Genomic DNA, 15,232 nt, shown 5'->3' on the forward strand with positions numbered 1-15,232 from the left:
GCAGCAGCAGACGCATCTGCTTGAGGCTTGAGACCCCCGGCACCGGCGTCTCCGCCTCGGAGGCCGGACGCACCAGCAGGAAATCTTCGTCAAAGAGTGCAAACTCCCGCAGCGCAGGCTCAGACACTGGCAGAGCAACCAGCGCCACATCAAGATGTGCGGAGAGCAGGCTGTCCACCAGCGACTGCGTCACCGCCTCTCTGGGCTGCAGATCGAGGCCGGGAAACCGCTCCGACAGCGCCCGGATCACACCGGAGAGCAGATAGGGTGCGACGGTCGGTATAACCCCGATCCGCAACCTGCCGGACAGTGGCCCCGCAGAGGAGCGGGCCAGATTTTCAATCTCATCCACCCGGACAATGATCTCACGCGCCCGCGCCAGAAAATCCTCACCCAGTGCTGTCAGCCGCATTTGTCTGGCATTGCGTTCCACCAGTGGCGCACCGATCAGTGTCTCCAGCTCTTTGACCTGCAACGAGAGCGCAGGTTGCGATATATTGCACGCCACCGCAGCCCGGCCGAAGTGCCCGTGCGCCGCCAGCGCTTCGAAATAGCGGATATGTTTGAGAGTGAGTCCTATCATTTGCCATACTTATCACTGTTTTTTGAATTTCAAATTGGTACTTATGTTTAAACCGTTCTAAAACCCGAAACAGAACTGCATATACCACTCATGAACAGGAGATCTTCTGATGGACGGAAGTAATGTGAGCCCCGGTGCCGGCTGCCCCGTAATGCACGGCGGTAACACTGGCGCCAATGACAGCGTGACCAAGTGGTGGCCTGATGCGCTCAACCTCGACATCCTGCATCAGCATGGCGCCCGCACCAACCCGATGGACGTGGATTATAACCACCGTGAGGCCGTGAAATCGCTTGATTACGAGGGTGTAAAGGCCGACGTTAAAGCATTGATGACTGAAAGCCAGGACTGGTGGCCGGCGGACTGGGGTCACTACGGCGGCCTGATGATCCGGCTGGCGTGGCACTCTGCCGGCACCTACCGCATGGGCGACGGTCGTGGCGGCGCAGGCTCTGGCAACATCCGTTTTGCACCGCTCAACTCCTGGCCGGATAACGCCAGCCTCGACAAAGCGCGCCGTCTGCTCTGGCCCGTGAAGAAGAAGTACGGCAATGCGCTGAGCTGGGCCGATCTGATCATCCTCGCCGGCAATATGGCCTACGAATCGATGGGTCTTAAGACGTTTGGCTTCAGTTTTGGCCGCGAAGATATCTGGGGGCCGGAAAAGGACGTCTTCTGGGGCTCGGAGACCGAGTGGCTGGCGAAATCCGAAGACCGCTATGGTGATCTGGACGATCCGGGCACGATGTATAACCCGCTGGCCGCCGTGCATATGGGCCTGATCTATGTGAACCCCGAGGGTGTGAACGGACAGCCTGACCCCGCGCGCACAGCGCTGCATGTGCGCGAGACATTCGCACGGATGGCGATGGACGACGAAGAGACCGCAGCGCTGACCTGTGGTGGTCATACTGTGGGTAAGGCCCACGGTGGCGGCGCGTTCGACCAGATCGGCGGCGAGCCCGAATCCGAAGGGGTGCACGCGCAGGGCTTCGGCTGGGCCAACCCCGGCCACGGCGGCGTGGCATCCAATGCTTTCACCTCCGGCATCGAAGGCGCCTGGACCAAGCACCCGACGCAGTGGGACATGGGCTATTTTGACTATCTCTTCGGCTATGAGTGGGAACTCACAAAATCCCCCGCCGGCGCCAACCAGTGGCAGCCCGTCAACATGCCCGAAGATGAAAAGCCCGTCGACGCCTCTGATCCGTCAAAGCGCAAGAACCCGATGATGACGGATGCGGATATGGCGATGAAGGTTGACCCGATATACAATGCGATTTGCCAGAAATTCCGCGCGGATCCTGAGTATTTCGCCGATACCTTCGCGCGCGCCTGGTTCAAGCTCACGCATCGCGATATGGGCCCCAAAGCCAATTATTACGGCCCTGATGTGCCCGCCGAAGACCTGATCTGGCAGGATCCGATCCCGGCTGGCAGCACGTCCTATGACGTTGACGCCGTCAAGGCGCAGATTGCAGCCAGTGGCCTGAGTGCCGCCGACATGATCGCCACCGCATGGGACAGCGCGCGGACCTTCCGCGGTTCGGACAAACGCGGTGGTGCCAATGGTGCGCGCATCCGTCTGGCCCCGCAAAAAGACTGGGAAGGCAACGAGCCTGAGCGGCTGGCGCGGGTGCTGTCCACACTTGAGCCGATTGCGGCCTCCTCGGGTGCATCGGTTGCTGACGTGATCGTTCTGGCGGGCAATGTCGGCATTGAGCAGGCAGCAAAAGCCGCCGGTCATGATGCGACAGTGCCTTTCGCGCCGGGCCGCGGTGACGCGACGGATGAGCAGACCGACACCGACAGCTTCGGTGTGCTGGAGCCCTTCGCGGACGGTTTCCGCAACTGGCAGAAGGACGATTACGGTATCAGCCCCGAAGCCATGATGCTCGACCGGGCACAGCTTCTTGCGCTGACGGCTGCCGAAATGACTGTGCTGCTCGGCGGCATGCGGGTTCTGGGCACCAACTATGGTGGCTCAAAGCACGGTGTTTTCACCGACCGTGAAGGCCAGCTGACCAACGACTTCTTCGTCAATCTGACGGATATGGCCAACACATGGTCGCCGGTCGACGCGGGCAACCATTATGAGGTTAAAGGTCGCAAGACCGGTGAGGTGCGCTTCACCGCAACGAGCGCCGATCTGGTGTTCGGGTCCAACTCGATCCTGCGCGCCTATGCCGAGGTCTATGCACAGGATGACAATGCGGGCAAATTCGTGCGCGACTTCATCGCAGCCTGGACCAAAGTGATGAACGCCGACCGTTTCGACCTGGTCGCATAAAACCATCCGTCCGGGCAGCGCTGCTGCCCGGACACTCCGCTCCGGAACCGACCGGCATCGGTGTCGTAACGGTTCACGCCGGCGGGGCGGCACCCGGTCCCATCAATCTCCGGACACCCGAACCATTGTCGCCAGCCGCTCCCCCACATCTCCGCCGGTTGTTGGCGTTTTATTGCCCGGTGCTCACCCGGCACCCGAAAGTGCGGCGAATTGCGTTGCCCCGGCCAACGGCATCCGGCAATCATGACATCTGACACCCCCGCCGAAGGAGATTTCATGTTGCTGACACGTCGCCATTTCGGGTTAGCCGGGGCCGCCCTGAGCCTCTCGGCCTGTGCCGGAGGCATCAGCGGAAGTTCCGGCGCATCAGATAGCACCGCGTCTGATCTTCTGCCTGCCGCCAACAGTAATTATGACGCCTGGGTCGCCTCGTTCCGCACGAGGGCTGCGCAGCAGGGGATCTCTGATCAGGTCCTTGCGGCAGGATTTCGCGGCGCAGGGTACCTGCCCGGCGTGGTGACCCGGGACCGCAACCAGACAGAGTTCAAACGCAGCCTCGAAGACTATCTTTCGATCGCCGTTTCGGACGAACGCGTCAGCCAGGGCCGCGCCGCTCTCAGCCGCCATCGCGGTGTTCTGAACGCCATCGAAAACCAGTACGGCGTTGATGCGGAAATCGTCACGGCGATCTGGGGGCTTGAAAGCTTTTACGGCGCGCGCCGGGGCAGCGTGCCGGTCATTTCGGCCACATCGACGCTTGCGTTTGACGGGCGGCGCGGCGCATTTTTTGAAAAACAACTGATTGCTGCCCTCCGTATTCTGCAGAACGGCGATATCAGCGCAGATCGCTTGACCGGCAGCTGGGCAGGCGCCATGGGGCACACGCAGTTTATCCCGACCTCTTATCAGGCTTTTGCCGTCGATTTTACCGGCGACGGGCGACGTGATATCTGGTCGGACGATCCGTCAGATGCGCTGGCATCAGCGGCTGCCTATCTGGCGCGGAACGGCTGGACCAGGGGACAAAGCTGGGGTCGGGAAGTCGCACCCGGTGCCTCCGGAGGCACCCTGCAGCCGCAACCGGGCGGGCCACGGTTTGCGACCACGTCCAATTTCCGCGTGATCAAGCGCTACAACAACTCTGACGCCTATGCGATCGGGGTCGGCCACCTGGCGGACCGGATCGGAGGCGCGGGCCCTTTGCGCACCGCCTTTCCGCCGGATGCTGATGGTCTGACAAAAAATGACCGCATCGCTCTGCAGGAGGGGCTGAGCAGGCGCGGCTATGACACCGGAGGAACAGACGGTGTGATCGGGCCGAACACGCGCAAGGCGATCAGCGCATACCAGTCCGGTCAGGGGCTGCCGGTGACAGGCGACCCCTCGCAGGACCTTCTGCAGCGTCTGAACTGATGCCTGACAACGATTTCGGGACGTTCGCGGGGTAAAAGGCCCGGCCGACCAGCGCTGAGGGAGAGTAGAAACAGCGCAGTGGTCGCCGGCCGGGAGATAAACCAGAACCGGATTTCCGGTACTCGTATGTACGGGAACCTTTGGAGAGTTCTTGGCGGCAGAGTACCGGAATTCCGGCCGCTCCGGTCATTATCATTCTCGTCCTTATCAGTTTTCGACTGAATGGCGTTAACTGTTGCGGGGGAGACTCACTTTGCCGCAACAATTCCCGGCTTACGTGTGTCAAACCGGGTGTAAAGCGATCACGGCATGTCATGTGGGAATTTTCTCTGAACGGTTTTCTCCTGCGGCACTGCGACAGATGTGCCCGATACATAAGGCATCCTCAGGCGCTGACATCGCCTGGCGTGCGACAAAGGCCGTCATCCTAGCCCCGCCCTGCCGAGGATATCACCCCGGTGAGGCGCCCGGACGCGGTTGCACGCACGGAAATCCTGCTGGCAGCCGTCGCGGACAGGCGCAGTATCTGCCCGCTTGAGCAAGAGCTTTGACACCGGGCCTCTGTCCGGTAAGACCACCTCACCGACAAAACAGGACATCCGGCTGCATATGCCTCGTGAAGACGCTTCCTTTCCCTATGTCCGTCAGCGGCGTATTCTTGCTCTTGGCACCACGCTCGCCGTGGGTATGCTGATCGGATTTGTCACGCTGACGCCGGTGAACATGCCACAAGGTATGCCGGTATCGGACAAGTTCTGGCATATGGTCGCCTTTGCCGCGCTGACCTTTCCCGCCGCGCTGATCTATCGCCGCGCCTGCCGGTGGGTGGCGCCCCTGGCCCTGCTCTATGGCGTTGCCATCGAGCTCATTCAACCGCATGTCGGTCGCTCCGGAGAGCTTGCCGATGTTTATGCGGATGCATTCGGCGCGTTGCTGGGCCTGGCTCTGGGCATGGTAATCAACGAGTATCTGATCCGTCCCGCTGCGCGCCGCAGACTTGCACGCGACGGGTGAGCCTTGCCGGCGTCTAGCCCGCGTTCTTCGCCCATCTGGAATGCCTGCGCGAGATTTCCGCCAGCCCGCTTTCCAGCAGTTTTTGCGCGGCTGTGCTGTTTTCAGCTTCGACATACAGCCGCAGTTCGGGCGCATTGCCCGACGGGCGCACATGCACCACACAGCCGTCCGTCAGCGTGATCCGCACCCCATCGGTGAGATCAAGTGCGGCCTCCCGCGCGCCCAGAGAACGCAGGAATTCCGCGCGCGCGGTCTCCTGCCCGGCCAGGGCGTCGACAAACGAGGCTGAAAAAGCCTGTGGTACATCCTGCAGACGATCGGCCACGGCAGTCACCGGCGGCTCCTGTGCCACCCGTTGCGAAAGCGTGCCGCCGCGCGCCGCGATGAGCCCTGTAACAAGCGGCAGAACGCAGTCGCGCGTCATCAGCGGCGCAATGGGCCCGGCCCGGCCCTCAGCGGTATAACCCAGCAAAAAGCCACCGTTCGCCTCGTATCCGGCAACCTTGTCCGTGACCTCCTGCATGGCCGCGATCACGTAAGGAGACCCGATCTTCGTGCGGATGACCTTGCCAAAGCCTTTGCGCGACACGCCGCTGTTGGAAGAGACCGGGGTGACGACAGTTTCCGCCCTCAGTGCTTCTGCCACGATCTGCCCCAGAATATCGCCTGGCACAATCGCCCCCGTCTCATCTGCCAGCAACGGCCGGTCCGCATCGCCGTCCGACGAAACCAGCGCATCCAGCGCGTGTTCGGTTGACCAGTTGCGGATCATATCGCGCACATCCGGCGCCACTGCTTCGGTATCAACAGGGATGAAGCTTTCCGAGCGACCCAGTTCCACAACTTCTGCACCCAGCCCTCTGAGCACCCGACTGATCAGATCGCGCCCGACTGAGGAATGCGTGTAGTGTCCGATCTTCATTCCTTTGAGCGCGTCCTTACCGCAGGCACTCAGGTACCGCTCTGCAAACCGTGTGCCCGCCCCGTCATCGGTTTCCACAGACCCGGGTGCGACAGCAGTGTGCACCGCGCCGAGATGTGCGTTGATCGCTGTCTCGTCTGATTTGGAAATTTCACCGTCGCGGGAATAAAACTTAATCCCGTTGCGGTCAGCCGGGATGTGGCTGCCGGTAATCATGACTGCCCCTGCCCCGCGCGCCTGTGCCGCCAGGGCCAGCGCCGGGGTTGGCACTGCACCGCAGTCAATGACTGTAACCCCGCAGGCCACGGCCGCCCGGGCCACGTCCTGTGAGATCTGCGGTGAAGAGGGCCTCAGATCACGACCGATGCAGATCACGCCACCGGTATCGCAAGCCGCGAGAAATGCCGCCGTATAGTCGCCCACAAGCCCCGCGGTCAGCTCTGTCACCAGGCCGCGCAGGCCACTTGTACCGAATTTTGGTGGCATGCTCTTTCCTGTATTCCGCTCTGATGGTCTGATCCGGCGACCGGCCCGCACCGGCAAACGCGTTACTGCGGCCCGCGTTCTTCATGGTGCCGCCGCCAGGCTCCGTCAGCCCATCTGGTACCCGGGTGTCGATTGCGAGATTTTTATCTCATCTTCGTTCATATCCTCGGCAATACCCTCAAAAAGCGGTGTCGAGAGATAGCGCTCGCCGGTGTCAGGCAACATGCACAGGATCACCGAGCCCTCAGGAGCGGTTTCAGCAACTTTCTGCGACACCGCAAAGGTCGAGCCGCCGGATATACCCGTGAAAATCCCTTCCTTGCCCGCCAGTTCACGGGCCCAGTGGATCCCATCGGCACCTGCCACCGGGATCAGATCATCGTAGAGACCGCCATCAATGGCTTCCTGCAACACGGCAGGGATGAAATCAGGTGTCCAGCCCTGGATGGGATGCGGTTCAAATGCCGGATGGCTTGATGCAGGGGCGTGTTCAGCGGTGCGCGCCTGTGCCTGACCGCTGCCGACAAGCTGGGCGTTGGCAGGTTCCGTAAGGATGATCTTTACGTCAGGCCGCTCTTTTCGCAGCACCCGTCCAAGGCCGGTGACCGTGCCGCCGGTGCCATATCCGGTGACCAGGTAATCGAGTTTATGCCCGTCAAAATCACTCATCACCTCACGCGCTGTTGTGGCTGCGTGAATATTCGCATTAGCCTCTGTTTCGAACTGCCGGGCGAGAAACCAGCCGTGTTGCTCCGCAAGCTCTGCCGCTTTGCGGTACATGCCGAAGCCTTTTTCAGCGCGCGGAGTCAGAACGACCTTCGCCCCCAGCATCCGCATCAGACGCCGGCGCTCAACCGAAAAGCTGTCGGCCATGGTCACCACCAGAGGATAGCCCTTCTGAGCGCAGACCATGGCAAGGCCGATACCGGTGTTGCCGCTTGTGGCCTCGACCACCGTCTGACCGGGTTTCAGCTTTCCGGACCGCTCGGCGGCTTCAATGATATTGACGGCCAGACGGTCTTTGACCGATGCACCCGGGTTAAAGAATTCCGCTTTGACGTAGATCGTGACCCCCTCGGGTGCGAGGTTATTGATGCGGATCGCGGGCGTGTTGCCGATGGTGTCCAGCACGCTGTCATAAAGACGTCCGCGTCCGTCTGTGGTCCGAATTGAGTTGTCCGTCATCGCTGGCATCCCCCGGGGCTGAGTGTAGAGAGCGCTATGGTTCCGCGCATGGCGGGACAAGTCAACCCGGTGCGCGTCGGGGGCGAACGGCTATGGCATGAGCCGGCCCGTGCCAGCCCGTAAAATTACTGCCCTCTGCAAGCGGGTCGCCACCGCGTGAGAGAATGCAGCCCGGATCGGGGAACGCGGTACAGCGCTGAAAGATGCAGAGCAGCGCCCCACCGGCGACGGGTTCAGAAATCACCCTCAAGAATAACAGCGTGCCCGTGGATACCGGCGCCGTCAAACCACTGTGTGGCCCGCACAGAACTGAGATCGGCGCGTCCCCGGCGCTCATACTGATACTGCGCATAGTGTTTATCGCCCCGCCCGTGCCGCTGATCCGGCTTGCCAGGCAGCCAGTTTTCATATCGCACAGGCTCGCCGCTGAACCAGCGCCAGCCGATCACGGCATTGTTCTCACCGCGATCTTTGCGCAGTCCGAAATAGGGGCCGGATTTATAGCTGGTGTTTGTGTTGCTGTCATAACCCATGCTGACAAAACCCGGATCAGAACTGAACATACGCACCACGAACGCGTTTTCCGCCGCCGAAGTGACAGAGGCGAGATCAAGACCGCATTTCTGCGCATCCTCGCGCGCTGCCGCAACGCTGCCGGACCGCATGACGGCCACGTAGAGCCGTCCTTCATAAACACCATAGACGCTTTTGCGAAGCCCAAGACATTCGAGAATACCAGCGATCTGCGGGTCCTCGCCGATCATACGCAATGCGACCGGGTTGTGACGGGTGGCAAAGGGAGCCGAGATAAAACTCCCTCCCGGGTCCTCTGCGAGTGCGATGTTCAGTGTCGCCAGCACGGCCGGACCGGCAACACCGGTCTCCGGCAGGCCCGCGCCGCTCTGAACCATGCGGATGCCCGCGCGGGTTTTCGGGCCGAAGACACCATCCGGTGTCCCCACGTCTGCGCCCGCCTCGTTCAGCGCTGCCTGAAAAGCCTGGCGCGCCTCTCTGTCAGGCAGCAGGAACTCCTCCATCACCTTTTCATTTCCGGCAGCGATCCACTCCGGGGTCATCGCGCGGATGTGCTCCAGCACTGCCGGGTCGGAGAAAGCGCGCTCGTCGGTGGTGCGGGCATATAGTGACCAGCCTCGCAGCGTGTTCACTTTCGCGGCCGCTTCGAAGGGAGTGGCAGGTGCCGCCTGCCCGGGCACCGCAGCCCGGCTTACCGGGGCGGGCGCCGGCATCGCCACCTTTTCGACCGGCGGCACCAGAAAGATGTCCTCGCCCGGCAAAGAGCCGTAGGTAAAAGGCTCCTGAAACCCGTCTGTTGTCCGGTAAACCCGGTCGCGGACCTTGCGGAAAAGCTTGCCAAGCTCCAGCCCGGGCTCGTCGATATATTCCAGCAGCGCCGCGGCATAGGGGCTGTTGCGCCCGTCGCCGTCCTGCGCAAGCGTGCCACCGCGCGCGGCATATCCGACAACAACTCCCCCGGGCTCGATAGCCGCAAGACCATTACCGATGGACCGCGTGGCTCCGGTACGGCTCATTTGTGACAGAAACGGATTGTTCCGGCAGGCATCGACGAGGATCACCTTCAGGCCCCCGGTATCTGACACCGCATTCACCACTGCATCCAGCCGGATGGCTTCGAATTCGACATCCCGGTCGCTTTTCAGGGTGGCATTTACCGGGATCAGATAATTGGTGTTTTCAATCTCGATCCCGTGGCCGGCAAAATAAATCAGCACAACATCGGCACCGACAGCCGCCGTTGTGAAATCCCGCACCGCAAGCCGCATTCCGGTGTAATCCAGATCAAGCCCGGTGGTGACCTCAAAGCCGATACCGGTGAGTTTGCGGGCAAGATCAGCGGCATCATTGGCAGGGTTGGTCAGCGTCGAGACATGTTCATAATCCGCATTTCCGATCACAAGAGCCACGCGTTTGCCCTCCGCCGCGGACGCCGGAGCGGCCATCATGCTGAGGATCACAGCGAGCAAAATTAACGCGATATATGCCAATGCGGTCTGTCCGGCCCCTGCTGCCCTGCCTGTCATCTGCATCCTCCTTTTCCGGCGCATCAGGCGCCCTTCTGATCATTCTGTTTCAGGCAGTCCCGGTATGCCCGCGGAAGACACGAGCGCGGCAAAGCCCGGCCCGGGCTCAATCCGCACCCTGCCCGAAAGGCCGATGCGCGCCAGTGCCCCGACCGCGTCGAACCACAATCCGGCTGCGGCAAGGGCTGCAGGGTCATCGCCCGTCTGAAGTTCACCAGGCTGCCGTTCCACATAGGTGCGCGCATCTGCGATCACGTCGCCGTCCGGCCCCGTCAGCAGCAGCACCTTCCATTCATAAATCTGCCCGGGCTCCAGCACCATCTGAGACCGGGCAAGATCAAGGGCGTAATAACCTGCGCGCAGGGGGCCCTCGCTGATCCGGGCCACGCCGGTTCCGCCACCGGTCACCGGGACGATCTGCGCCTGCACAGCGCCATTGAAATTCTCGCTCAGATACCAGACCAGGGCAGGCTGCGCAGAGCGGGTCAGCCCGCCGCCCTCAGGGGCCAGCAACACCAGCGGGCCGCGCTCGCGGGCAAGATCGCGCGTGCCTGCGCCCACCCGGTCGGCAGGGGCTCCGGCGTCAGGGGGCACGAAGATCACTTCGCCTGGCGCGGGGTCTGTGCCGCTGGCCTGTTCCTCACCGCGCGCGGCGAATGCAAAAAGAACGGCCAGAGCCAGCAGGGCCGCGACCCCCGAAGACATCAGAGCGTGTTGCCGGTTCTGTCCCATCAGCCTTGATCCTCCGGCGCGCCGCCATGTGCGGAAGAGCAGCCCGTCAGTTCATAAATTTCAAACGCGCTCTGACCGTCGTCATGCACCATACGCCCGGCCGGGCGGAGGCCCTCCTGCTCCGGTAAAAGTTTTGCAGTGGTTTCGCTCAAACATATGACAACAGAGCTTTGCTGTCGATCTTTCAGCGTTTTGCCGAAAGCCTCGATACGTGCGGCGATATTCACGGTATCTCCCATGACGTTATACTGCAGGCTGCCGGTTGTCCCGAGTGTCCCGCTCAGAACCTCGCCGCTGTGCAGACCGATCCGCACCTGGTACGGGGCGAGCAGACCGGGGTCTGCGTTGAAGCGTTCCACCGCGCGGGCAATCTCCGAGGCGGCCTGACAGGCGCGGGTGGCATCGCGTGATCTGGCATCGGCCGCCTCTGACGGCATCGGCGCACCAAAGACCACAAGGATTCCGTCGCCGGTGAACTTCTCGACAAATCCGCCCTGTGCGCGGGTTATCCGGCTCATCTCATCCAGAAGCGTGCTGGCCCAGGTCATGAAAGCTTCTGGGTCCGCCGTGCCGCCCACGGTCGTGGAGCCGGCCAGATCGGCAAACAGGATGGTGGTGTAAAGCCGCATGGGCACAGGTTTACCACCCGACAGCAGTACATCGCGGCTCTGCCAGATCTGGGCTGAAAGCTCGGGCGACAAATGATCGGAGAAAAGCGTGGCGATGGTGCGACGCTGCTGGCGGGCCAGCACACTGATGATCGTGAAAACCACCAGAAAGCCCGCAAACCAGGCAAAGGCGACCGGCACCGCGGGCAGCCAGAGCCCGTGCGCCAGAGCAGCCGAAGCGCCTGCGCCGACTGCCAGAGCCAGACCGGGACCAAAGAAAATTCCGCCTGCCAGCGACCGCGCGAAATACCCCGCACCCGCCCCGGCAAGTGCGGCGGTAAGGATCATCACAAGGTGCAGGGGCGGTGGCGGTGAGCGCAGCGGACGAAGTCTGCCCGCCGAGATGTCGATCAGTTGCTGGACCACAGCGGCATGCACCGAGACGCCATATGAAAAAGGCCGGTGCGGCGGACGGTTCAGCGGGGTGCGGAAATTATCCTTGATCGAGATGCTGGTCAGCCCGAGAACCACGACACGGCCTGCAATATCCCCAGCACCGGCGCGACCGTCCAACAGGTCTGCGGCGGAAATGACCTTTGCCACCGGCGGGCCGTTCTGCCAGGCGACCGCGATCTGATATCCGGTGTCATCGATGCCACGGTAGCTGCCGGAGCCGTCACGCAGCCGCGGCACCGGTGTGTCGCCGAAAAGAAGCACCGACGGATCATCAGGCGCAGATTTCAGCCCTGCCTGCCCTGCAGCCAGAAAAGCCAGCCGGGCCGCAAAGGACAGCGAAACCCCGGCGCCGTCACTGGTCAGCAACAGAGCGCGGCGCACGACACCGTCAGGATCGACCGGCACATCGGCAAATCCTGTGCTGTCGGCGCTTTCGGCAAAGGCAGGACCCCGGATCGCATTGGCGCCCGACGCACCCAGCATCGTGATCCAGACCGATCTGCTGTTATCAAAGGCCCGCGTCAGCGCCGCGCTGCCGGGCGCCACCGGGTTGTCGCGATAGATATCGACCCCGATGGCTGTGGCCCCTGCCCCTTTCAGCGCTTCAAGAAGCTCTGCCAGTTTTTCATCGGGCAAAGGCCAGCCCCAGCGGGCCAGATCCTCTTCCCCGATCGCGACAATGACCACATCGCCGGCGGGTTCGGTGTTAGCCAGGCGCGCAACTGTCCGGTCATAGTGCACCAGTTCGATCCGCTGCAAAGCCCCTGCCGCGCGCAGTCCGGCAATGACCGCGAAAACCGCACAGCCCGCCGCGAGGATCAGCAGGGCGGCGTGGAGCGGACTCAGGATGTGTTTATGCATAGGCGGGACCCGGCGGTATTCGCGCCTGTCGGGCGCAGCGCTACCTTAGCCGCAGAGCTCTGCGGGAGCGACCCTTTCCCGCTGGTGCCCGTTACCCGATACCATCCCGGCGCCCGCAGTACTGCGCAGGATAGACAGACCCGGGCCGGTCAGTTACATCCGCAACAATTAAACAGCCTGCCTCAGGAGATGCCATGTCTTTCGTTCTGCCACAGTTTCTGCCCTATCTGCTCAACCAGGCCGCAGAAGCTGTCAGCCGGGATTTTCAGGGCTACTACCGCGACCGCTACGGCATGCTGCGCACAGAGTGGCGGGTGTTGTTTCATCTGGGATGTTACGGCGAAATGACAGCCGGGCGCATCTGCGGGCTGGCCTCGATCCACAAGACCAAAGTGAGCCGTGCTGTGCGGGCGCTCGAAGTAAAACGCTATCTCAGACGCACCACCTCCGCGCAGGACCGGCGCGTCGAGACCTTGTCGCTCACGACGTCCGGACATCGGGTTTTCCGGGATCTGCAGGCCGCCGCTGAGCAGTATGAACGCGACATCACCAGTGTGCTGTCACCCGGGGAAGTCTCAAGCCTGCGGGCCATGCTGGTGAAACTGGAAAAGAGCGCCGGCTGAACCGGATAAGCGGCCTGCTCCCTGTGGCGTCAGACGGGGCCGGTGATTGCTGCCCACGCTGACGGGGGGCCATGCGCCGATCAGGATGGCGTTCCGTGTTGATTTGTGCCGCAATATCCCGGAGCGAAACAACCCCGGCGTAAGACCTTTGATCCGGCGCCCGTGCGATACCTTAAACTGCCCGGGCGGCCCGGTGCTCAGCGCTTGCCCGAGCGGGCGGCATCAAGCGCCGTACGCAGCACTTCCCTGTCGCCGATGTGATTTGCCAGCAGCAGAATAAGCCGCGCGTTCAGCGCATCACTTTCATCCTCCGTCAGGCCGTCATGGGCCGCCAGCAGCTCATCATAAAACCCGTCGGGGTCAGGTATATTCGGGGTGAGATTAAGTGCCACCAATCAGTCCTCTCTGGCGATCGCGCGCCGCAGCGCGCTGGCAATATCCGCCGTTCGCGCAGCAGGCCAGCGTGCCGTCACATGCTGATCCGGTCGGATCAGGTATATGGCCTGCTCAGCTTCTCCCAGATAACGCGTCCGGAGCGCACCTGAAGGATCATCGGTTTGCGTGTCCAGAACAAGGGTGCCGACGACCAGCCCCGCACGGTCACCCGGATCCGGAGCACGCGTATTGATGGCAAGCAGGGTAAAGTCGTCTGAGAGCCGGTCGAGCAGAAACCCCTCACCGAGCGGCGCGTCAGGACAGGGTGCGCCGGGACGGGTCCTTGCCGGCCCTGCGAGCGCATCCGGGCCGTTCAGCGCCAGGCCGTCATAGACGCAGGGCAGCGAGAGCCGCCCCGAATTAACCAGCGGACGGGCGAAGCTGTGCGCGCGTGCGAGATCCAGCACCGCGTCCCGGAACACCCGGCTCATCCGTGTTTTTGGGGTCAGGAAATCCGTGGACCGCGTTGAGTTCAGGATGTTTTCATCGGCCCCGTATTCGCGTTCGGCGCAGTAGCTGTCGAGCAGTTTTTCCGGCGCCACTCCCCGAACTACAAGATCCAGCTTCCAGGCAAGGTTTTCCGCGTCCTGTACACCCGAATTGGCCCCCCGTGCGCCGAAAGGAGAGACCTGGTGCGCCGCGTCACCGGCAAAAACCACCCGACCCTGGCGGAATTTGCGCATGCGCCGGCACTGAAATCTGTAAACCGAGGTCCAGACAAGCTCATAATTCACCCCCTCACCCAGCATGGCATCGACCCGCGCGCGCACGCGCGCCGGGTCAAGCTCTGCTGTGCGATCAATGTCCCGGCCCAGCTGAAAATCGATCCGCCAGATGTCATCGGGCTGTTTGTGCAGCAGCGCGGACTGGCCCGCATCTTTAAACGGCGGCTCAAACCAGAACCAGCGCTCGGTCGGAAAATCAGCCTTCATGCGTACATCAGCGATCAGAAAGTTATCCTCGAAGACCCGCCCTTCAAAACCCTCGCCGGTCATTTCGCGCAGGGCTGAGCGCGCACCGTCGCAGGCGAGGCACCAATTCGCCTGCAGGTCATACGCACCGTCCGGCGTGTCAACGCTGAGAGACACGCCGTCCTTCTGCACCGATATGCCGGTTACCCTGTTGGCGCCCCTGATCTCAACGGGCGCGCCGTTCTTCTGCGCCCGGTGGATCGCTTCGATCAGAAACTTCTCAAAATACGGCTGCTGCAGATTGATGAAGGCCGGATGCCGGTGCCCTTCTTCAGGCTGAAGGTTGAATTCATAAATCCGGTCCGGCCCGTGGAACACCTTGCCGACATTCCAGACGACACCCTTTTCCAGCATCGCGTCCGCCGCGCCGAGCCGCTGCGCAATCTGCAAGGTTCGTTGCGAAAAGCATATCGCCCGGCTGCCCTGTCCCGGACCTGTGCCTGCGTCCAGCACCAGCACAGGCGTGCCGCGCCGCGCCAGATCCAGCGCGGTTGCAAGGCCCACCGGCCCGGCACCCACAACCACGACCGGGTGGTGCTCCGGTTCTGCGGCGGGTCTGCGGCGTTTTTCGTAGGGATAAAGACGAAAGGCCG

At 62.3% G+C, this 15,232-nt stretch carries 12 protein-coding genes; 4 read left to right on the forward strand and 8 right to left on the reverse strand.

Annotated features, from left to right (window positions below):
• A partial coding sequence (locus Q0M35_RS12040; RefSeq protein ID WP_295315555.1) for a LysR family transcriptional regulator occupies positions 1 to 583 on the reverse strand: 583 nt, incomplete at its 3' end.
• Positions 584 to 692: 109 nt separating this feature from the next.
• On the opposite strand from Q0M35_RS12040, the gene katG reads away from it, so the two are divergent.
• From katG to Q0M35_RS12055, 3 genes are all read left to right on the forward strand, one after another.
• Positions 693 to 2,873 (forward strand): catalase/peroxidase HPI, encoded by a 2,181-nt coding sequence (katG, locus tag Q0M35_RS12045; RefSeq protein ID WP_295315557.1) that lies wholly within the window; start codon positions 693 to 695, stop codon positions 2,871 to 2,873.
• A gap of 276 nt (positions 2,874 to 3,149) precedes the next feature.
• Entirely contained in the window at positions 3,150 to 4,286 is a 1,137-nt protein-coding gene (locus Q0M35_RS12050; RefSeq protein ID WP_295315559.1) for a lytic murein transglycosylase, read from the forward strand.
• 609 nt (positions 4,287 to 4,895) lie between these two features.
• Entirely contained in the window at positions 4,896 to 5,300 is a 405-nt protein-coding gene (locus tag Q0M35_RS12055; RefSeq protein ID WP_295315561.1) for a VanZ family protein, read from the forward strand.
• A gap of 13 nt (positions 5,301 to 5,313) precedes the next feature.
• Here the strand turns inward: Q0M35_RS12055 and Q0M35_RS12060 are convergent, their stop codons facing one another.
• The 5 genes from Q0M35_RS12060 to Q0M35_RS12080 all read right to left on the reverse strand — a co-directional run bounded on the left by Q0M35_RS12060 (position 5,314) and on the right by Q0M35_RS12080 (position 12,610).
• Positions 5,314 to 6,708 carry a phosphomannomutase gene (locus tag Q0M35_RS12060; RefSeq protein ID WP_295315563.1) on the reverse strand — a complete coding sequence of 465 codons (1,395 nt, stop codon included), beginning with the start codon at positions 6,706 to 6,708 and terminating at the stop codon, positions 5,314 to 5,316.
• A gap of 105 nt (positions 6,709 to 6,813) precedes the next feature.
• Entirely contained in the window at positions 6,814 to 7,893 is a 1,080-nt protein-coding gene (locus tag Q0M35_RS12065) for a pyridoxal-phosphate dependent enzyme (RefSeq protein ID WP_295315565.1), read from the reverse strand.
• A gap of 233 nt (positions 7,894 to 8,126) precedes the next feature.
• The gene (locus Q0M35_RS12070) at positions 8,127 to 9,953 is read right to left on the reverse strand and encodes a caspase family protein (protein WP_295315567.1); all 1,827 of its coding nucleotides are present in this window, start codon (positions 9,951 to 9,953) and stop codon (positions 8,127 to 8,129) included.
• A 39-nt stretch (positions 9,954 to 9,992) separates the two neighbouring features.
• Positions 9,993 to 10,685, reverse strand: a complete 693-nt coding sequence (locus Q0M35_RS12075; protein ID WP_295315569.1) for a DUF928 domain-containing protein — start codon at positions 10,683 to 10,685, stop codon at positions 9,993 to 9,995.
• Positions 10,685 to 12,610: an adenylate/guanylate cyclase domain-containing protein gene (locus Q0M35_RS12080; RefSeq protein WP_295315571.1), complete on the reverse strand. Its 1,926-nt coding sequence runs from the start codon at positions 12,608 to 12,610 to the stop codon at positions 10,685 to 10,687. The genes Q0M35_RS12075 and Q0M35_RS12080 overlap by 1 nt, the downstream gene beginning before the upstream one ends.
• A 194-nt stretch (positions 12,611 to 12,804) precedes the next feature.
• On the opposite strand from Q0M35_RS12080, the gene Q0M35_RS12085 reads away from it, so the two are divergent.
• Positions 12,805 to 13,233, forward strand: a complete 429-nt coding sequence (locus tag Q0M35_RS12085; RefSeq protein WP_295315573.1) for a MarR family winged helix-turn-helix transcriptional regulator — start codon at positions 12,805 to 12,807, stop codon at positions 13,231 to 13,233.
• Between the two features lie 197 nt (positions 13,234 to 13,430).
• On the opposite strand, the gene Q0M35_RS12090 is transcribed toward Q0M35_RS12085, so the two are convergent.
• Complete coding sequence (locus tag Q0M35_RS12090) at positions 13,431 to 13,625, reverse strand: DUF2783 domain-containing protein (RefSeq protein WP_295315575.1); 195 nt, start codon at positions 13,623 to 13,625, stop codon at positions 13,431 to 13,433.
• A 3-nt stretch (positions 13,626 to 13,628) separates the two neighbouring features.
• Positions 13,629 to 15,232 (reverse strand): FAD-dependent oxidoreductase (locus Q0M35_RS12095; RefSeq protein WP_295315577.1); only part of this gene is annotated, 1,604 nt, incomplete at its 5' end.

The organism is Roseobacter sp. (genome assembly GCF_024639605.1).
Classification (GTDB): Bacteria; Pseudomonadota; Alphaproteobacteria; order Rhodobacterales; family Rhodobacteraceae; genus Roseobacter.

What these genes read in the sequence shown, in the direction of transcription:
- katG (WP_295315557.1), top strand. Translation starts at nt 693, where the DNA reads ATGGACGGAAGTAATGTGAGCCCCGGTGCCGGCTGCCCCGTAATGCAC.
- Q0M35_RS12050 (WP_295315559.1), top strand. Translation starts at nt 3,150, where the DNA reads ATGTTGCTGACACGTCGCCATTTCGGGTTAGCCGGGGCCGCCCTGAGC.
- Q0M35_RS12055 (WP_295315561.1), top strand. Translation starts at nt 4,896, where the DNA reads ATGCCTCGTGAAGACGCTTCCTTTCCCTATGTCCGTCAGCGGCGTATT.
- Q0M35_RS12060 (WP_295315563.1), bottom strand. Translation starts at nt 6,708, where the DNA reads ATGCCACCAAAATTCGGTACAAGTGGCCTGCGCGGCCTGGTGACAGAG.
- Q0M35_RS12065 (WP_295315565.1), bottom strand. Translation starts at nt 7,893, where the DNA reads ATGACGGACAACTCAATTCGGACCACAGACGGACGCGGACGTCTTTAT.
- Q0M35_RS12070 (WP_295315567.1), bottom strand. Translation starts at nt 9,953, where the DNA reads ATGACAGGCAGGGCAGCAGGGGCCGGACAGACCGCATTGGCATATATC.
- Q0M35_RS12075 (WP_295315569.1), bottom strand. Translation starts at nt 10,685, where the DNA reads ATGGGACAGAACCGGCAACACGCTCTGATGTCTTCGGGGGTCGCGGCC.
- Q0M35_RS12080 (WP_295315571.1), bottom strand. Translation starts at nt 12,610, where the DNA reads ATGCATAAACACATCCTGAGTCCGCTCCACGCCGCCCTGCTGATCCTC.
- Q0M35_RS12085 (WP_295315573.1), top strand. Translation starts at nt 12,805, where the DNA reads ATGTCTTTCGTTCTGCCACAGTTTCTGCCCTATCTGCTCAACCAGGCC.